Origin of the sequence: Asanoa ishikariensis, from assembly GCF_900107455.1 — a bacterium.
Classification (GTDB): Bacteria; Actinomycetota; Actinomycetes; order Mycobacteriales; family Micromonosporaceae; genus Asanoa; species Asanoa ishikariensis.
Genome location: NZ_FNQB01000004.1, coordinates 690,805 through 707,926, shown reverse-complemented (window position 1 = coordinate 707,926; position 17,122 = coordinate 690,805). Strand labels below are relative to the sequence as shown.

Annotated in this window: 19 protein-coding genes; 10 read left to right on the top strand and 9 right to left on the bottom strand. The window is 71.3% G+C overall.

All coding sequences use genetic code 11. The features are described from left to right. Positions 1-7 precede the first annotated feature (7 nt). The gene (locus BLV39_RS35925; RefSeq protein ID WP_143050034.1) at positions 8-1,249 is read left to right on the top strand and encodes a trypsin-like serine protease; all 1,242 of its coding nucleotides are present in this window, start codon (positions 8-10) and stop codon (positions 1,247-1,249) included. A gap of 50 nt (positions 1,250-1,299) precedes the next feature. Here BLV39_RS35925 and BLV39_RS35920 read toward each other — a convergent pair whose 3' ends face one another. After that, the gene (locus tag BLV39_RS35920) at positions 1,300-1,794 is read right to left on the bottom strand and encodes a hypothetical protein (protein ID WP_143050033.1); all 495 of its coding nucleotides are present in this window, start codon (positions 1,792-1,794) and stop codon (positions 1,300-1,302) included. Positions 1,795-1,922: 128 nt separating this feature from the next. Between BLV39_RS35920 and BLV39_RS35915 the strand changes: the two genes are divergently transcribed. From BLV39_RS35915 to BLV39_RS43795, 3 genes are all read left to right on the top strand, one after another. Continuing rightward, positions 1,923-3,038, top strand: coding sequence for a S1 family peptidase (locus BLV39_RS35915; protein ID WP_143050032.1), 1,116 nt, complete (start codon positions 1,923-1,925; stop codon positions 3,036-3,038). A 78-nt stretch (positions 3,039-3,116) separates the two neighbouring features. Next, entirely contained in the window at positions 3,117-5,540 is a 2,424-nt protein-coding gene (locus BLV39_RS35910) for an AfsR/SARP family transcriptional regulator (RefSeq protein ID WP_204082683.1), read from the top strand. 4 nt (positions 5,541-5,544) lie between these two features. Next, the gene (locus BLV39_RS43795; protein WP_204082684.1) at positions 5,545-5,859 is read left to right on the top strand and encodes a tetratricopeptide repeat protein; all 315 of its coding nucleotides are present in this window, start codon (positions 5,545-5,547) and stop codon (positions 5,857-5,859) included. Here BLV39_RS43795 and BLV39_RS35905 read toward each other — a convergent pair. After that, entirely contained in the window at positions 5,798-6,214 is a 417-nt protein-coding gene (locus BLV39_RS35905; protein WP_090802253.1) for a methylglyoxal synthase, read from the bottom strand. The genes BLV39_RS43795 and BLV39_RS35905 overlap by 62 nt on opposite strands. A gap of 400 nt (positions 6,215-6,614) precedes the next feature. Between BLV39_RS35905 and BLV39_RS35900 the strand changes: the two genes are divergently transcribed. Together BLV39_RS35900 and BLV39_RS35895 are read left to right on the top strand one after the other, a co-directional pair. Beyond that, positions 6,615-6,911, top strand: coding sequence for a DUF1540 domain-containing protein (locus BLV39_RS35900; protein ID WP_090802250.1), 297 nt, complete (start codon positions 6,615-6,617; stop codon positions 6,909-6,911). A gap of 78 nt (positions 6,912-6,989) precedes the next feature. Continuing rightward, on the top strand, positions 6,990-7,766 hold the full coding sequence (locus tag BLV39_RS35895; protein ID WP_090802246.1) for a DUF2470 domain-containing protein: 777 nt from the start codon (positions 6,990-6,992) through the stop codon (positions 7,764-7,766). Here the strand turns inward: BLV39_RS35895 and BLV39_RS44530 are convergent. Both BLV39_RS44530 and BLV39_RS44525 read right to left on the bottom strand, forming a co-directional pair. Further along, a complete protein-coding gene (locus tag BLV39_RS44530) occupies positions 7,753-8,373 on the bottom strand; it encodes a tetratricopeptide repeat protein (RefSeq protein WP_275414247.1) in 621 nt (206 codons plus the stop codon). The genes BLV39_RS35895 and BLV39_RS44530 overlap by 14 nt on opposite strands. 340 nt (positions 8,374-8,713) lie before the next feature. Beyond that, the gene (locus tag BLV39_RS44525; protein WP_090802239.1) at positions 8,714-9,730 is read right to left on the bottom strand and encodes an NB-ARC domain-containing protein; all 1,017 of its coding nucleotides are present in this window, start codon (positions 9,728-9,730) and stop codon (positions 8,714-8,716) included. A 53-nt stretch (positions 9,731-9,783) separates the two neighbouring features. On the opposite strand from BLV39_RS44525, the gene BLV39_RS35880 reads away from it, so the two are divergent. Beyond that, entirely contained in the window at positions 9,784-9,999 is a 216-nt protein-coding gene (locus BLV39_RS35880) for a hypothetical protein (RefSeq protein WP_090802237.1), read from the top strand. Between the two features lie 57 nt (positions 10,000-10,056). Here the strand turns inward: BLV39_RS35880 and BLV39_RS35875 are convergent, their stop codons facing one another. The 5 genes from BLV39_RS35875 to BLV39_RS35855 are packed head-to-tail and all read right to left on the bottom strand — an operon-like array spanning position 10,057 to position 14,610. Further along, entirely contained in the window at positions 10,057-11,031 is a 975-nt protein-coding gene (locus BLV39_RS35875) for a branched-chain amino acid ABC transporter permease (protein WP_090802885.1), read from the bottom strand. Next, complete coding sequence (locus tag BLV39_RS35870) at positions 11,028-11,909, bottom strand: branched-chain amino acid ABC transporter permease (protein ID WP_090802231.1); 882 nt, start codon at positions 11,907-11,909, stop codon at positions 11,028-11,030. Before BLV39_RS35870 ends, BLV39_RS35875 begins: the two co-directional genes overlap by 4 nt. Further along, positions 11,906-13,150: an ABC transporter substrate-binding protein gene (locus tag BLV39_RS35865; protein ID WP_090802228.1), complete on the bottom strand. Its 1,245-nt coding sequence runs from the start codon at positions 13,148-13,150 to the stop codon at positions 11,906-11,908. The genes BLV39_RS35870 and BLV39_RS35865 overlap by 4 nt, the downstream gene beginning before the upstream one ends. Positions 13,151-13,172: 22 nt before the next feature. Then, positions 13,173-13,865, bottom strand: a complete 693-nt coding sequence (locus tag BLV39_RS35860; protein ID WP_090802226.1) for an ABC transporter ATP-binding protein — start codon at positions 13,863-13,865, stop codon at positions 13,173-13,175. Continuing rightward, a complete protein-coding gene (locus tag BLV39_RS35855) occupies positions 13,852-14,610 on the bottom strand; it encodes an ABC transporter ATP-binding protein (protein ID WP_090802882.1) in 759 nt (252 codons plus the stop codon). Before BLV39_RS35855 ends, BLV39_RS35860 begins: the two co-directional genes overlap by 14 nt. 172 nt (positions 14,611-14,782) lie before the next feature. Between BLV39_RS35855 and BLV39_RS35850 the strand changes: the two genes are divergently transcribed. Genes BLV39_RS35850 through BLV39_RS35840 form a run of 3 tightly spaced genes read left to right on the top strand, consistent with a single transcriptional unit; the run spans position 14,783 to position 17,122 of the window. After that, on the top strand, positions 14,783-15,967 hold the full coding sequence (locus BLV39_RS35850) for a sensor histidine kinase (RefSeq protein WP_090802223.1): 1,185 nt from the start codon (positions 14,783-14,785) through the stop codon (positions 15,965-15,967). Beyond that, positions 15,955-16,602, top strand: a complete 648-nt coding sequence (locus tag BLV39_RS35845) for a LuxR C-terminal-related transcriptional regulator (protein WP_090802220.1) — start codon at positions 15,955-15,957, stop codon at positions 16,600-16,602. Before BLV39_RS35850 ends, BLV39_RS35845 begins: the two co-directional genes overlap by 13 nt. 55 nt (positions 16,603-16,657) lie before the next feature. Further along, positions 16,658-17,122: an SRPBCC family protein gene (locus BLV39_RS35840; RefSeq protein ID WP_090802218.1), complete on the top strand. Its 465-nt coding sequence runs from the start codon at positions 16,658-16,660 to the stop codon at positions 17,120-17,122.

Sequence of the window (17,122 nt, the reverse complement as noted above, 5' to 3'; positions counted from 1 at the left end):
CTTGGCAGTGAGTTCCACGTCCGTGTCGCGCGCCGTACGCAGCGCGCTGGTCACTACGACCGTGGCGATCGTGACGCTGGTCAGCGTCACCGGGCCGGCTTCGGCCGCGCCCAAGCCCGGGCCCGGCAGTGGCGCCGTCGACGAGCTTCAGGTCCGTCAACGGCCGTTGGTCGATGCCGCCACGGCGCTCCGTGCGGTGGTCGACGAAGACCGGTCCAACTTCGCCGGGATCGAGCTCGTCGGCTCGACCGAGCTTCGCCTCTACTGGAAGGGCACGCCGCCCGCCGCGGTGGGCACCGTCGTCAAGCGGCTGCGACAGAGCGTCCCGGTCAAGGTCATTCCCGCGGCGTACGCGCTGCGCGAGCTCAAGGCCGAGGCCACGCGACTCGTCACCACGGGCAACGCGTCCGGAGTCGTCCTGGCCGCACCGCTCGCCGACGGCAGCGGCCTGCGGGTCCGGGTCACGTCGACGGCCACGATGACGGCGGCGCGCACGATGACCGCGGTTCCGACGTCCGTGGAGGTCGGCGACGCGCCGACGCCGACCGGCCGATGGGCCGACACCGTCCCGTTCTGGGGTGGCTCGACCATCGAACGACCCGTCAACGCCAACACCGTCTCGCGCTGCACAACCGCGTTCGCGGGCCGGCGCAACAACCAGAACGTGCTGCTCACCGCCGGGCACTGTGGCTCGACCGGCAACGCGTTCACCACACCGAGCGGCACCTACTTCCCGAAGATCTCCGTCGGCACCGCCAACTACAAGAAGGCCGACCTAGAGGCGCTGTTCATCCCCGTGTCCGACCACCGCGGCCGGATCTACGACGGTGGGGTCGACCCGACCGGCCAGGGAATCGGCGAGTTCTCCAAGGGGGTCGCCGGCTGGGCGCCGCCCGAGGTCGGTCAGTACATCTGCCAGTCCGGGAGCTACTCCGGAGTCCGCTGCAGCATCCGGATCACGCTCAAGTGGGTCACGTACGCCCTCGATGCCGGCACCATCGTCACCAACGGCGTCGAGGCACAGCGCGACGACCAGGCCAACGCGGTCGGCAAGGGCGACAGCGGCGGGCCCGTCTTCCGCCTGCACAGCGACCCGAACCGGGTCATCGCCCTCGGCGTGCAGTCCGCCGCGGACCCCAGCAAGACGACCACCTGCACCGGCATCGCGACCACGTGTTTCTGGCGGCTCTACTTCGCCGACATGACCCAGATCGTCGGCCACACCGGGTTCACCATCACCGTCGGCTGACGTTTCCCTCCACACAGGACCGGCCCGGCGGAGCCCCGCGCTCCGCCGGGCTAGTCGATCCGCACCGACTCGGAGATCGACGCGACCAGGGCCGGGTCGGCCGAGACGACCTCGACCACGATGTCGCGATCCGGAACCACCGCCAGCCATCGGGCGCGGCCGTCCGGCAGAGTGCCCTCACCGGTGCGCACGGGCACGCCACCGATCTCGGCCGCCGTCGTGGCCGCCGCGTTCGCGGGGTCCGCGGACAGGTCCGACTCACGCAGTGCCACGTAGCTGACTTTCGGCTCGGGACTCAGCGCGCAGGTCGGCACCTTGCCGGGATCGAGCACGTAGGTGTCGGCCACCGGAGTGCCGCACTCCAGCCGGTTCTTCGGCCAGGCCGCCGGCACCACGACGCTGACACCGTCCTTGCTGAGCTCACGCCCGGCGTCGGTGAGCCGCTCGCCCGGACCCGAGCCGGCCCGCACCCACCAGACCACACCGACGAGCAGCACCACGGCGACCGCCGCAGCGCCCCACACCCAGAAACCACGCCTCTTCATCGCCACCCTGGTTTCGACGTCCACCGCACCGTACCGGTTGCACCATCCCGAGGAGCTTCCGAAGCGTTTTCGAAGTGCCGCTCAATAGCCTCCGGCCGATCGATGTCTCCTCGACCCCTGGAGTGAACGTGAGCGCACCCGATCCCACCACCGTCCCGAAGCGCCGCCTCCGTGCCGCGGCCGCGCTCGGCCTGCTCGGTGGCCTCCTGGTCGTACCCCAGGCGGCCCCGGCGGCACCGTCCATCATGGCCGACCCACGGGTGGCGGGCAGCCTCAGCGTCGCCCGCGCACAGGCGTTGGCCACCATCCTGGGCGCCGAGCGCACCGGCGGCGTCTACATCGACGACAGCGGCAAGATGGTGGTCGCCGTCACCGACTCGGCCGGCGTCCAGCAGGTCGAGGCCGCGGGCGGCGTGGCCCGACTGGTCACACACAGCACCGCCGAGCTCGCGTCGATCCACACCGCCCTCGACAAGCTCGCCGGGATCCCTGGGACCTCGTGGGGCGTGGACCCGTCCACGAACCGGGTGTCCATCGAGCTCGACAGCACCGTCAGCGCGGCCAACACCATGAAGCTCAAGGCGGCGGCGAGCAGGTACGGCAGCGCGGTCCGCATCGACCGGGTGTCCGGTGTGATCAAGAAGGACGAGATCTACACCGCGGGCGGGGACTCGATCCGCAACGTGCACTCGAGCCTGTACTGCTCGATCGGCTTCAACGTGCAGACGCCCGGCGGCAACAAGCACTTCCTCACCGCCGGCCACTGCGCCACCGGCACCCAGCAGTGGTACGACACCGCCAGCGGCGAGTACCTCGGCCACCGGGTGGCGGTGAGCTGGCCGGGCAACGACTACGCGGACATCGACTACACCGAGAGCGACGTCACGGCCTACGGCACGGTCAACGACAACACCCGGCAGATCACCGCGTCGAGCTGGCCGATCGACGGCGAGTCGGTCTCCCGCGCCGGAGCGACCAGCAACGACCTCGTCGGCCAGGTGCTGCTGACCAGCACGACGGTCACCTACAGCAGCGGCGAGACGCTGTACGGCATGATCAAGACGAGTCTGTGCGGCAAGGGCGGCGACAGCGGCGGCCCGGTCTACAACGGAACGATCGCGATCGGCATCCACTCGGGCAGCAACACCGGCGACTCACCGTGCAACTCGAGCGTGAGCGACAAGCGCGGTTATCACCAGCCGGTCCAGGAAGTGCTCAACGCACGCGGGCTACAGGTGTACTGAACCTGAACACCGCGGGAACACCGGTCGACTGAGTCCACATAGGCCCGCGGCCTGGGAACGCACTGGCATGATCAGCCGGTGCGTTTCCAGGTGCTCGGGCCGGTGACCGCGGTGGACTTGGACGGGGTGTCCCAGCAGTTGGGAGGACCGAAACCGCGTGCCGTGCTGGCGACGCTGTTGCTGGACGCCAACCGCGTCGTCTCCGAGGAGCGGCTCATCGCGCTCGCCTGGGGCGACGACCCGCCGGCGACGGTGCGGGGCCAGCTCCAGGCGCACATCTCCGGACTACGCAAGCTGCTCGGTGCCGATCGGATCCTGCGGCGTCCGCCCGGCTACCTCATCTCCGTACACCCGGGCGAACTGGATCTCGACGTCTTCTCCGAGGCGCTCGAACGGACCCGCCGGACCGCGGCCGGCAACGCCGGACGAACGGCCGACGGGCTGCGCGCGGCGTTGGCGATGTGGCCCGGCCCGGTCCTGGGCGGCACCCCGGAGTCGTTGCGCACGACCGCCGCTCCGGCCCTGCTGGAACGCCGGCTGGGCGTGCTGGAGGAACTGTACGGCGCGGAGCTCGCCGCGGGCCGCCACGCCGAGGTGATCGGTGAGCTGGTGCAGGCGACCCGCGACAACCCTTTCCAGGAACGCCTGCACGGGCTGCTCATGACCGCCCTGCATCGCTCCGGTCGCACAGCGGAGGCGCTGGAGGTCTTCGCGGCGCTGCGCGACGATCTGGCCGACGAGCTCGGCGTCGAGCCCGGTGCCCAACTGCGGGAGGTCCGGTCGCGGGTCCTGCGGAGCACGGACGAAAGCTCCCCGATCCCCCGCCAGCTCCCCGCCGACCTGCCCAGCTTCGCCGGCCGGACGGAGGCGTTGACCACGCTCGACGACATCGCCCCGGGCGTGCGCGTCGCCGCCATCGTGGGCACCGCCGGGGTCGGGAAGACAACCCTGGCGGTGCACTGGTCCCATCGTGTGCGGCAACGGTTCCCCGACGGGCAGCTGTACGTGAACCTGCGCGGCTTCGACCCCGGCGGTGGCGCGGTCGACCCGGCCGAGGCTGTCCACGCTTTCCTGGCGGCGCTCGCGGTGCCACCCGACCGGCTCCACGCCGGCGCCGACGCGCAGGCCGCGTTGTATCGCAGCGTCATCGCCGACAAGCGCATCCTGATCGTGCTGGACAACGCCCGCGACGCCGCGCAGGTCCAGCCGTTGCTGCCCGGCGCGTCCGGCTGCTTCGTGCTGGTGACCAGCCGCACCGACCTCACCGGCCTGGTCGCGCACGACGGCGCGTACCAGCTGCGTCTTGACCTGCCCTCCACCGACGAGGCGCGCGAGATGCTGGTGCGGCGCCTCGGCATCGCCCGGGTCACCTCTTCGGCGGAGGCGGTGCGGGACATCATCGCCGCCTCGGCCCGGCTGCCGCTGGCCCTCGCCATCGTCGCCGCCCGCGCCGCCAACCATCCGGACTTCCCGCTCGCCGCCATCGCGGGCGAGCTGACGAGCCAGGCGGACGTGTTGGACGACGTCCGCGCGGTGCTGTCCACGTCGTACCAGACGCTGGGTCCTGACGCGGCCCGGGTCTTCCAGTTGCTCAGCCTGCACCCGGGGCCGGACTTCGCGGTGCCGGCCGTGGCCAGCCTGGTCGGCGTCCCGCTGCGCCAGGCTCGCCGGGCCGTCGTCGAGCTGACCCGGGCCAACCTGTTGAGTGAGCGGGTCCTCGGCCGTTACACGTTCCACGACCTGCTGCGCGGGTACGCCGCCGACCTCGCCGACGGCGGCTCGCATGCGGCGGAACTGCCGGCGGCGTGGCATCGGCTGCTCGACCACTACCTGCACACGGCGCTGCACGCCGAACGTCTGCTGAACCCGCAGCGCGACCCCATCACGGTGGCCGCGGCCGCTCCCGGCGTGGCGCGGGAAGAGCTGGCCGACCATCGGTGCGCGTTGGCCTGGCTCACCGCCGAGTACGCGACCCTGGTGGCCCTTGTCGAGCGGAGCGCGGCCGACTTCCCCACCCACACGTGGCAGCTCGCGTGGTCGCTCGTGACGTTCTTCGACCGCCAGGGGCATTGGGACGAGTACGTCGCGTCCCACCTCACCGCCCTCGGTGCCGCCAATCGCCTGCGGCACGGCGTGGGCCAGGCGCACACTCTGCGCAACCTGGGCCGGGCGTACACCCGGCTGAGGCGTTTCGCCGACGCGGAGCCGCGTCTGGAGCAGGCCCTCACGCTCTTCCAGGAACTGGGCGACCACGCCGGCGAGGCGCAGGTGCACGGGAACCTGTCGTTCCTCCAGGAGAGGCAGCAGCGGTACGCCGCAGCCCTCGTCCACTCGCAGCGGGCACTGGCGCTCTATCGCCTGCTCGGCGACACGACGATGGAGGCGAACGCGCTGAACACGGTCGGCTGGCAGTACGCGCTGGTGGGCGAGTACGACCGGGCCGCCGGGCACTGCCGGCGAGGCGCTGACGCTGCTGGCCGCCGCCGGAGACCGGTTCGGTGAGGCGGTGACCTGGGACAGCCTGGGCTACATCCACCATCGCCGGGCGGACCACGCCGACGCGGTCGCCGCCTACGAGCGCGCGATCGGCCTGTTCCGGGAGATTGGAGACCGCACATACGAGGCGACGACCCTGGTCCAGCTCGGCGACACGTTCGAAGCCGCCGGCGCCCCGGACCGGGCGCGGGCCACCTGGCTGCGGGCCGCCACCCTGCTCGAGGACCTGGGGTCCCCGAAGGCCGCGGAGGTGCACGCGAGAGTCAGGCGGGCACGAGCTCCGGCGTCCACGGGTCGCGACCCGTCAGCAGCGGCGACGAGATGACGAAGTCGGCCGTCGCGCGGTTGCAGGCGACCGGGATGTTGGACAGGACCGCGAGCCGCAGGAGGGCGCGCACGTCGGGTTCGTGGGGTTGAGCGGTGAGCGGGTCCCAGAAGAAGATCAGCAGGTCCACGTCGCCCTCGGCGATCCGTGAGCCGATCTGTTGGTCGCCGCCGTGCGGGCCGCTGCGCAGCCGGGTGACCGAGAGCCCGACCTCGTCGATGAGCCGGCCGCCGGTCGTCCCCGTGGCGTAGAGGCGGTGCGCGGACAGCGTCCTGCGGTTGAACCGAGCCCAGTCGACCATGTCCTGCTTACAACTGTCGTGCGCGACGAGCGCGATACCGCTGCGCGGCTGCATGGCGTCTCCTTCCCTCGTCCACCCAGCGTCACCCCGGGACGTTTCGCGGTCGTATCGGTGGCATAAATTCATGGATAGGTGATTTGACCCACAACGTCCGCCGCGTGACCTTGGTCGCGCACCACTTTGACCGACGCGCGAAACAGAAAGCGCGTGCTGACGGGTTAGCGTTGCCTTTCCTGAATTAGCCTAGGCTTACCTCGGAATGGGCGCACCAACTGCCTCAGCCGCCTTTCTGGTCCATTCTTTCGCGTTTTCGGAAACAGCCTCTGACCTGCGGTGATAGTCCGACATCCGGCGCGGTGCGGATCGTTGCGAGTGTGCGTACAGCCGTTTGTTGATACCGTTGGTCGCGGCCTGATTCATAGGTCTGAACAATTCATTAAACGGAGGACGTCACATGAGAACTCTCTTGCAGATGCCGGCCATCCGTGAATGTGCGGCCACCGCGTGCAGCTTCAACGACGGAGGCTGCCACGCCCCGGCCGTGACCGTCGCGTCCGCCGGCGACACCGCTTCCTGTGCGACCTTCGTCGAGTCGTCCGTACGCGGCGGCATCGCGGACGTCACAGGCACAGTCGGCGCCTGCGCGCGCACGCAGTGTGTGCACAACACCAACCTGGCGTGCACGGCGAAGTCCGTGGAGATCGGTCCCGGCGCCACGGTGAGCGACTGCCTGACCTACCAGCCAGCCTGACCAGGCACGGCCTCCTTCCCATCGGGAGTTAGGTAAGGCTAAGCTCGAAGCCTCCCTGATCCCGACGAAGGAGGCCGCATGCCGCCGGACGCCAGCCGGATGTCGGACGGCGTTCCCGCCACCGACGCGGTCGCCGCGCGGTCCGTCCTCGCGCTGTCCAGCTCGCTGCTGCTCTGCACCGACGGCACGGCCTCCGAGCTCGTGGCCGCCCACGCCGTTCTCCCCGACGGCTCGGTGGCGCTCGCGGTCGACGCCATGACGCCGATCGGTGGCCAGCTCGTCGCCGCCCGAGGACGACCGGGCGGCGTGCGACTCCAGGTGACCTCGGTGGTGCCGGTGCGGGTGCGGTGCCGGGTACGCGCCCGGGTAACCGTCACGGGCACCGTGCGGGCGCTGGACCCGGCGGCTCTCGACGGCTGCGACGCCAACACCGTCGCGTCGCTCCTAGACCTACCGCCGGTCGCGCTGTGGGCGGTCGAGCCGGTCGGCGTGCACATCGAGCGCCACTCGACCTCCGGTGACGTGTCCGTCTCCGACTACCGCGCCGCTTCGCCTGATCCCGTCGCCGCCGTCGAGGCGGCGTTCCTCCACCAGCTCGACATCGAGCGGCTGACCCTGCCGGCCGGCTGGCGGCTGCCGTCCCCGAGCGCCCGGCTCGTTCCGGTCGCGATCGACTCCGACGGGCTGACGGTGCGGGCCGAGACGCGGCAGGAGCACCGCGACGTACGTCTGCCGTTCGCCTCCCGGGTCACCACCGAGGACGAGCTCGCGCGAGAGCTGGCCGTGCTGGCCGCCACCGACCCGGCGACCCTCCGCCCCAGGGCCGCGCGGCCCGACGGCATCATCGTCGAATAGCTCGCAGCGCTTCTCGGGCCTTCTTCTCCAACAGGGCGAACCCGCCTTCACGGGCCAGGGCCACGGCCGACGTCGCGTGGCTCACCGCCTCGTCCGCTCGGCCGTCGACCCGCAGCGCGTGGGCCAGGGCCGTCAACGCGGCGATCTCCGGCTCCCGCGCGGCCGCGCTTCGCGCCCGCTCCAGCGCCTGCCGCGCCGCGCTCGGGCCGGTCCACGAGCCGTCCTCCGGCGCCGAGCCGAGCTGAGCCGTCAGGGCGGTCGCGACGTTGCCCGTCTCCCGGTAGAGGGCGAGCGCTTGCGTGGACGCCTCGTTGGCGAGCTCGAGGTCACCCATCGCGGAGTGCAGCGTGCCCAGGTTGGCCAGTGCGACCGCCTCGCTGGCCTGGCGGCCGACCGCCCGGTAGATGGCGACCGCTTCCGCGATCCGCGTCACGCCGATGCGCGGCTCGCCCAGCTCCGTGTGGATCACACCCATGCTGCTCGCGGCCGACGCCTGTGCCTCGGGCCAGCCGATGTCGCGGGCGATGCGCGCGGCCTCGTCGAAGTGTGCGGCCGCCGCGCGCAACTCCGCCCGTACCCGATGAGCAAGGCCGAGGCTGAGGTGCATGGCCGCGCGGCCGTGTCCGTCGCCGGCGGCCTCCGCCGCCGCGAGACCGGCGCGGGCGACGCTGAACCACTCGCCGTACGACCGGCGCAGCCAGAAGTAGCCCCGCAACGAGTCCGGGATCAGCCACGCGTCGGCGCCGCAGGCCGAACCGGCCACGGCGACCAGGTTCGGCAACGCGCGGTCGATCCATCGCGCGGCGGCCTCGCCGTCGGTGAACGGCCCGGCCGGCCCCGGCGCGTGCGGAATGGTGACCATCCGCGGCGCCACCAGCGCGCCGGACGCCCGCACGGTCGTGAGGTAGTGATAGAACAACCGCTCCCGCGCCGCCTCGCCGTCCGCGTCAGGTCGTTCGCGCGCGAACTGGAGCAGCAGATCGTGCATGCCGAACTGCTCCGGCGCCTCGCGGACGACGAGGTGTGCCGCCGCGAGCTCGTCGAGCCGACCGGCCGCCGGGCCGTCGAGGAGCGCGCCGGCGGCGGCCAGGTCGATGACGGGACCGGGGTGCTCGCCCAGGAGACGGAACGCGCGCTGGGCGGGCGACGACAACGTGCGGTAGGAGCGTTCGAACGCCATCCGGGACCGATGCGGCCGGGTCACCGTCGACGTCGAGAGCGCCGAGCGCCACCGTCTCGGCGTAGTCCGTGATGTCCGTGGCCGCCAGGTCGGCGATCGCGGCACCGACGATCCGCAGCGCCAGCGGAAGGTTGCCGCACGCCGTCGCCAACCGGCTGACCGCGCACGGCGGCGGCTGCGCACGGCGGCCGACCATCCGGGTCAACAGGTCTACGCTCTCGTCGTCGTCGAGCACAACGAGGGCGAGGCGGCGGGCGTGCTCGATCGCCACGAGCCCGGCGAGCGTGTCCCGGCTCGTCACCAGCACCCGGCAGCCGGCGCCACCGGGCAGCAGCGGGCGCACCTGCTCGGCGTGCGCGGCGTTGTCGAGCAGCATCAGGCAGCGTTTGCGGTCCACTGTGCTGCGATAGAGCGCCGTCGCCTCGTCGAGGTCAAGAGGGACGTCGGGCGCCGGCACGCCGAACCGGGTCACCGCGTCGATCGGCTCCAGCGGCCCCAACCTGTCGTGACCACGCAGGTTGACGTAGAGCTCGCCGTCCGGAAACCGGTCTGGCCGGCGGCGTGCCCATGTCGTGGCCAGTGCGGTCTTGCCCACACCGGCCATGCCCGCGATCACGACGACGGCGGCGTCCGTCGAGTCCAGAAAGGCCAGCTGTCTCGTCCGGCCGACGAACCCGGGCACCGCCGCCGGCAGTTGCCGTGGCCCTCGCTGTGCCGCACCGGTCCGCGCCGACCAGGCGTGGTCGGCGCCCGCCCGGACGAAGGCCGCGCGCGCGGCACCCACCAGTTCCAGACCGTCGGCGAGCTGTTCGACGTCGCGGGGTCTCGGGCGCCGGGGTGCTCTATCTGCGCAAGTCCACCGCGGGCGTCCAGAAGCTGTGCTGGTTGCAGATCAATGCCAGCCACGCCGTCTACCAGCGCGACGGCAACTTCGTGACGATCAACAGCGCCGGCAACGTGTCCTGGACCAGCAACACCGTGGGCCAGAGCGGAAACGCGCGAGTCAACAGCACCGGCTTCTTTGTGGGCAGCAAGAAGATCGCGAGCTGCTGAGGCCCCCGCACCGGTGGGTCGCGCCCGGGACGGGGCGGGCGCGACCCGCCGGTGCGGCTAGGGGCGGCCGAACCGGCGACGGAGCAGGTCGGCCGCCGTGCCCCAGAGGCCGCGCCGGAAGACCAGGACCACCACCACGAACAGGCCGCCGGTGACCAGGCCGACCGCCTCGAAGCCCGAGAAGGACAGCCAGTCCTCCAGTCTCACCAGCAGGCCCGCGCCCAGCACTCCGCCCCAGAGCGTGCCGATGCCGCCCAGGACGACCATGACCACCGCCTTGCCCGAGGTGGTCCAGTGGAGGGTGTCGAGGGTGACGAAGCGGTGCGCCATCGCGAACAGGCCACCGCCCAGCCCCGCGATGAAGGCCGACAGGACGAACGCCAGCAGCTTGTAGTGGTGCACCGGGTAGCCGAGTGCCCGCGCCCGCGCCGGGTTGTCGCGGATGCCGACGAGGACCCGGCCGAACGGTGAGTTGACGATCCGCCACGCCGCCCACAAACCGAGCAGCACCACCGGCAGGGCCGCGTAGTAGAAGTAGTACGCGTCCGTCAGGTCCAGGCCGAACAGCTCCCGCGGCACGCTCTGCAGGCCGTTCTCGCCACCGGTCAGACCACGTCGGTTGTTGGCGATGTAGTAGATCATCTGGGCGAAGGCCAGCGTCACCATCGCGAAGTAGATGCCGGTGCGCCGGACCGCCAGGTACCCGATCGGCACGGCCAGCGCGGCCGCGACCAGCGCGCCCGACAGCACGGCGACCGGGAACGGCGCGCCGAGATGAATGGCTACCAACCCTGTCGCGTACGCGGACGTGCCCCAGAACGCGGCATGGCCGAACGAGAGCAGACCCGTGTAGCCCAGCAGCAGGTCGACCGCCACGGCGAACAACGCCCAGCAGAGCATGTCGACGGCGACCGCCGGATAGAGCCCGTTGGGCAACCACACCGCGATCGCCAGCCCGGCGACCAGCAGCGCCCAGCGCAGGCGACGCGGCGCAGCGGCCGCCGCCCGCACCACCGAAGGTGCCACGCTCATGCCGGCGCCTCCTCGCGGCCGAAGAGCCCGGCCGGTCGCCACAGCAGAACGGCCGCCATGATGACGAAGACCGACGTCTGCGCCACGATCGGCCATTGGTCCAGATAGGACTCTCCCCAGGCCTGGACGAGGCCGATGCCGAAGCCCGCCGCCACCGAGCCGAAGATCGAGCCGAGGCCGCCAATCACCACGACCGCGAAGACCACGATGACCAGGTCGGCGCCCATCAGTGGGTTGACCGCCCGCATCGGCGCGGCCAGCACCCCGGCGACGCCGGCCAGCGCGATCCCGAAGCCGAACACCGGCATCACCCACCGCCCGACGTCGATGCCCAGCGCCCGGCTCAGTTCCGGACGCTCGGTCGCGGCCCGCACCACCATGCCGACCCGGGTGTGCCCGAGCAGCCACCAGACCGCGACACAGGCCACGACGGCGAAGGCCAGGACGAACACGCGGTACGCCGGGAAGTCGAACAGTCCGAAGTCGACGGTCCCGGCCAATGCGGACGGTGTGGCGTACGGGCTGGACTGCGTCCCGTACCGCAGCTTGACCAGATCCTGGAGCACCAGCGTGAGGCCGAAGGTGAGCAGGAAGTTGTAGAGCGGGTCGAGCCGGGCCAGCCGGTGCACGAACGCCCGCTCGACGCCCATGCCGAGCACTCCCAGCGCCACCGGCACGATCAGCAACGCCCACCAGAACGGCACGCCGAACTCGGTCAGCAACAGGTAGGTGCCGACCGCGCCGAGCATGTAGAACGCTCCGTGCGCGAAGTTCACCACCCGCAGCATCCCGAAGATGACCGCCAGGCCGAGGGCGAGCAGGGCGAGAAACGCCCCGCTCACCAACCCGTCGAACGTGTGCTGAAGAAAAGAGCTCATAGCTTGCAGTCAGCCGACGGGGTCCGGAAGGCCTCCGCGGCGGGGATCGTCTTGAGGATCTTCACGTAGTCCCAGTCCTCCGTGACCTCTGCCGCCGGCTTCACCTGGGCCAGGTACGCGTCGTGGATGACCCGGTGGTCCTCCGCCCGGATCTTGCCGTTGCGCAGGAACACGTCGTTGATGCTCTTGCCCTCGAGCTGCTTGACCACCGCGTCCGCGTCGTCGGTGCCGGCCGCCTGCACCGCCTCCAGGTATTGCAGCGCCGCCGAGTAGTTGGCCGCGTGCGCGAACGTCGGCCGCGACCCTGTCTCCTTGAGGAACCGGTCGGCGAACGCCCGGTTCTCCGCGTCGAAGTTCCAGTACCAGGCGTCGGTGTACGTGGTGCCGGCCAGCGCCGCCGGGGTCAGCGAGTGGATGTCCGTGAGGAACATCAGGCCGACCGACAGCCCGACGCCCTTCTCCCGCAGCTTGAACTCGTTGTACTGCTTGACCAGGTTGACCAGGTCGCCGCCGGCCTGCATGGTGCCGAGCACGTCCGGCTTCGGCTTCAGCGTCGGCGCCTTGAGCAGGAAGGTGGAGAAGTTGTCGTTCGGGAACGGCGTCGCGTCCTTGCCGACGATGGTGCCGCCCGCACCGGTCACCGCGGTCGAGAAGCTCTTCTCCATGTCCTGACCGAACGCGTAGTTCGGGTAGACGATGTACCAGTTCTTCGAACCCTGCTCGGTGACGGCCCGACCGGTGCCGTTGGCCAGCATGTACGTGTCGTACGCGTAATGGAACGTGTACTTGTTGCAGGACTTGCCCGTCAGGTCCGTCGTCGCGCCGCTGATGTTGAAGTAGAGCTTCTTCTTCTCCTTCGCCACGTCGGCCACCTTCAGCGCCGCCGACGAGGTGGGCACGTCGAGGATCGTGTCGACGCCGAGCCGGTCGTACATCTCAGCGGCCTTGGTGTTGGCCACGTCCGGCTTGTTCTGGTGGTCGGCGGTCTCCACCGTGATGTCGTCGGTGATGGCGTCGCCGCCGTGCTTGGCCTTGAAGTCGGCGATCGCCATCTCCACGGCCTTGACCGAGTTGGTGCCGGAGAGCGCCAGGTAGACGCCCGACTGGTCGTTGAGCACCCCCAGCACGATCCGGTCGCCGGAGAGCTTGCTGTCCCCCGAGCTCTGCGGTCCCCCACCTCCGCAACCGGAGAGCAGGAGCCCGAGGGCACCGACCACCGCTACGCCAACACGTCTATCCATGAGCCGCCTCCAAAATCTCGAATCAGATGCCGAGGTACGTGAGCAGCTCGCTCTCGCGCTCGCGTACCTCCTCGTTGCGGAGCGTCTCGACCACCCGGCCCTCGGCCAGCAGGTGATGGCGGTCGGCGACCCCGGTCGCGAAGCGCAGGTTCTGCTCGACCAGCAGCACCGCGGTGCCTTGGTCGCGGACCTGCCGGATGATGTCGCCGACGCGCGCGACCAGCAGCGGGGCGAGCCCCTCGGTCGGCTCGTCGCAGAGCAGCAGGCGGGCGCCCATCCGGAGCACCCGGGCCAGCGCCAGCATCTGCTGCTCGCCGCCGGAGAGCTGGGTGGCCGCGGAGTCCCGGCGCTCGTGCAGCACGGGAAAGCTCTCGTAGACCCGCGCCAGCGGCCACGGGTTCGGCCCGACCGCCGGCGGCAGGGTGAGGTTCTCGGTGACGGTCAGCGAGGCGTACGCGCCGCGGTCGTCGGGCACCCAACCGAGCCCGAGGCGGGCCCTCCGATGCGCCGGCAGTGACCCGAGGTCGCGCCCGTCGAGGGTGACCGTGCCGCGCTGGCCCGCGTGCAGGCCCATCAGGCAGCGCAGCAGCGTGGACTTGCCGGCGCCGTTGCGCCCGACCAGCGTGACCACCTCGCCGGGAGCGACCGTCAACGCGACGTCGCGCAGCACGGTGGCCTCGCCGTACCAGGCGCGCAGTCCCTCAACCCGCAGCATCAGGCGCTCCTAGGTAGGCGGTGATCACCCGTTCGTCGGCCCGCACCTCGGCGTAGCCGCCCTCGGCCAGCACCCGGCCGGCCTGGAGCACGGTGACCTGGTCGGCGAGCCGCCCGACGACGCTCATGTTGTGCTCGACCAGCACGACCGTGCGCCCGGCCCGGACCCGGTCGACCAGGTCGACGGTGCGGTCGACGTCCTCCAGGCCCATCCCCGCGGTCGGCTCGTCGAGCAGCAGCACCACCGGGTCGAGGGCGAGCGCGAGAGCCAGTTCGAGGGCGCGCTTGCGGCCGTACGGGAGGGCGTCGGACGGCACGTCGGCCAGGCCCTCGAGCCCGACCATGGCGAGCAGCTCGTCGGCCCGCTCCCGGAACCGGCCGAGCAGCTTCGCCGAGCGCCAGAACTGCCAGCCGAGCCGGCCCCGGCTCTGGAGCGCGAGCTCCACGTGCTCGCGGGCGGACAGCATCGGGAACAGGCTGGTGATTTGGAACGAGCGGGCCACCCCCAGCCCGGCGATCCGCTCCGGCGGCAGCCCGGTGATGTCGCGGCCACCCACTTCGATGCGTCCTGAGGTGGGCCGCAGAAATCCGGTCAAGAGGTTGAACAAGGTAGTCTTGCCCGCACCGTTCGGGCCGACCAGCGCGTGCACGGTGCCGGCCGCGACGGCCAGGTCGACACCGTCGACCGCCCGGAATCCGCGAAAGTCGCGGGTCAGGGCGTGGGTGGCGAGCACTGTCTCGACCATCGCGCCTCCTGTCTGTGTCGCGCGCCACACCGCGGCGAGGTGCAAAACCTACGAGCGGATGGGTGTGGGTCGATATGTCGACGGCCCACATAAAACGACTTGGATCGATGGGCACGAAGGTGGGGTTTCCCCTACCGACAGCGGCGCCGCGGCGCGGGAGAATGGGCGAACGATGGAGTGGGAAGACCGGATCGCGGCTGCGCGCGAGGCGGGTCTGCGAGGCATCGAGCTCGCGGCACGCTCGCTCGGCGGCCTCCTCCTGTTCATCGCCGCCGCCATCTCCATCGCGCTGCTGCCCCTCGGCATCGGCCTGGTGCTCGCACCCCGCGCGCTGGCGGCCGTCCGGCGCTACGCCGACGAGCAGCGGGAACGCGGCCGAGCCTGGTCAGGGGTGCGGATCGACCGCCCCTACCGCGGGCCGGCGCACGGGCTCCGCCAGCTCGCCGACCCGGCGACCTGGCGCGACCTGCTCTGGCTCGTCCTCAACGTGCCGGTCGGCACCGCGATGGGCCTCGTACCGGTCGCGCTGACGGCGTGGGCGGGCCTCGGCCTGGTGATCGCCCCGGTGGTGCTCACGGTCGGCACCGAGCACCAGTTCTGGCCGGTGGCGGTGGGCATCGGCGTGCTCGCGGTGGCCGTCCTGATCGCCGGCGCGCCCGCCTTCCTCGACCTGCACGCCAGGTTCAGCGCCGCGCTGCTCAGCCCGCCCCGGTACGCCCTGGAGGCCCGGGTCGACCGGCTCGAGGTGACCCGCGCGGACGCGCTCGACTCCGGCGCCGCCGAGCTACGCCGCATCGAGAAGGACCTCCACGACGGCGCGCAGGCGCGGATCGCGGCGCTCGGCATGACGATCGGCCTCGCCGAGCAGCTCATCCGCACCGACCCGGCCAAGGCGGAGGCACTGCTCGCCGAGGCCCGCGACACCAGCGGCCAGGCGCTGGCCGACCTGCGCCGCCTGGTCCGCGGCATCCACCCGCCGGTGCTGGCCGAACGCGGGCTGGTCGAGGCGGTCCGCGCGCTCGCGGTGGTGCTGCCGGTGCCGACCACGGTCTTCGCCGACCCAGGGGTGCGTGCGGCGGCACCGGTCGAGGCCGCGCTCTATTTCGCGATCGCGGAGGCGCTGGCCAACGTCACCAAGCACAGCGGCGCGACGCGCGCCTGGGTCAACCTGCGCGCTCGCGCCCAGAACCTGCTGGTCGAGGTCGGCGACGACGGCGCGGGCGGCGCCGGCATCCCACCGGCCGGCGGCCTGGCCGGCGTGTGCAAGCGGCTGGGCGCCTTCGACGGCCGCCTGGCCGTGACCAGCCCGCCGGGCGGCCCGACGGTGCTCGCGATGGAGGTCCCGTGCGGGTCGTGATCGGCGAGGACCAGGCGCTGCTGCGGGACGGCCTGGCCCGGATACTGACCGCGTACGGCGAGACGGTGGTGGCCACGGCCGCCACGGCCCCGGAGCTCCGCACGGCCATCGCCGACCTGTCCCCCGACGTCGCGATCGTCGACGTCCGGCTGCCACCTTCGTTCACCGACGAAGGGCTGCGGGTGGCGGCGCAGGCGCGGGCGCGTACCCCCGGCTTCCCGGTCCTGGTCCTCTCCCAGCACGTCGAGGTGCTCTACGCACGGGAGCTGCTGTCGGACGGCCGCGGCGGCCTCGGCTACCTGCTCAAGGACCGGGTCGCGGACGTGGCCCGGTTCGTCGAGGCGGTCCGGATCGTGGCCGCCGGCGGCACGGTCCTCGACCCCGACGTGGTCGCGGACCTGCTCTCCCGGCGGGGCCAGGAGGAGACGATCGCCCGCCTGACGCCACGCGAGCGCGAGGTGCTGCGACTGATGGCCGAGGGCCGCGCGAACGCCGGCATCGCGAGCCGCCTGGGCGTCACGGAGAAGGCGGTCAACAAGCACATCAACAACATCTTCGGGAAGCTGGGCCTGCTTCCGGACGGCGACGACAACAGGCGGGTGCTGGCGGTCCTCAACTACCTGGAAGCGCCGTAGCTTCTACGGGTGAATGACCACCATGGACGTTCATTCGGGCGTACGCTGACGGGCCGTGACCGAAACGTACACGGTAGTGAGATCGATCGAGATCGCGGCGCCGCCGGCCCGGATCTACGAGAAGATCGCGGACTTTCACAACTGGACACAGTGGTCGCCGTGGGAAGATGTCGACCCGGCGCTGCAGCGTCACTACTCGGGCGCCCCGGCCGGACCCGGCGCGGCCTACTCGTGGTCGGGCAACAAGCAGGCCGGCGTCGGCCGCATGGAGATCGTCTCCGCGCAGGAGCCGTCCGACGTGAAGATCGACCTGGCCTTCGAGAAGCCCTTCAAGTCCCGCAACGAGATCATGTTCCGGGTCGAGCCGGCGGCCGACGGGTCCCGGGTCACCTGGACGATGATCGGCCCGAAGAGCCTCGGCATCCGGCTGATGGGCATCTTCAAGTCGATGGACCAGATGATCGGCCCCGACTTCGAGAAGGGCCTCGGCCGCCTCAAGACCGTCTCGGAGGCGGCCTGA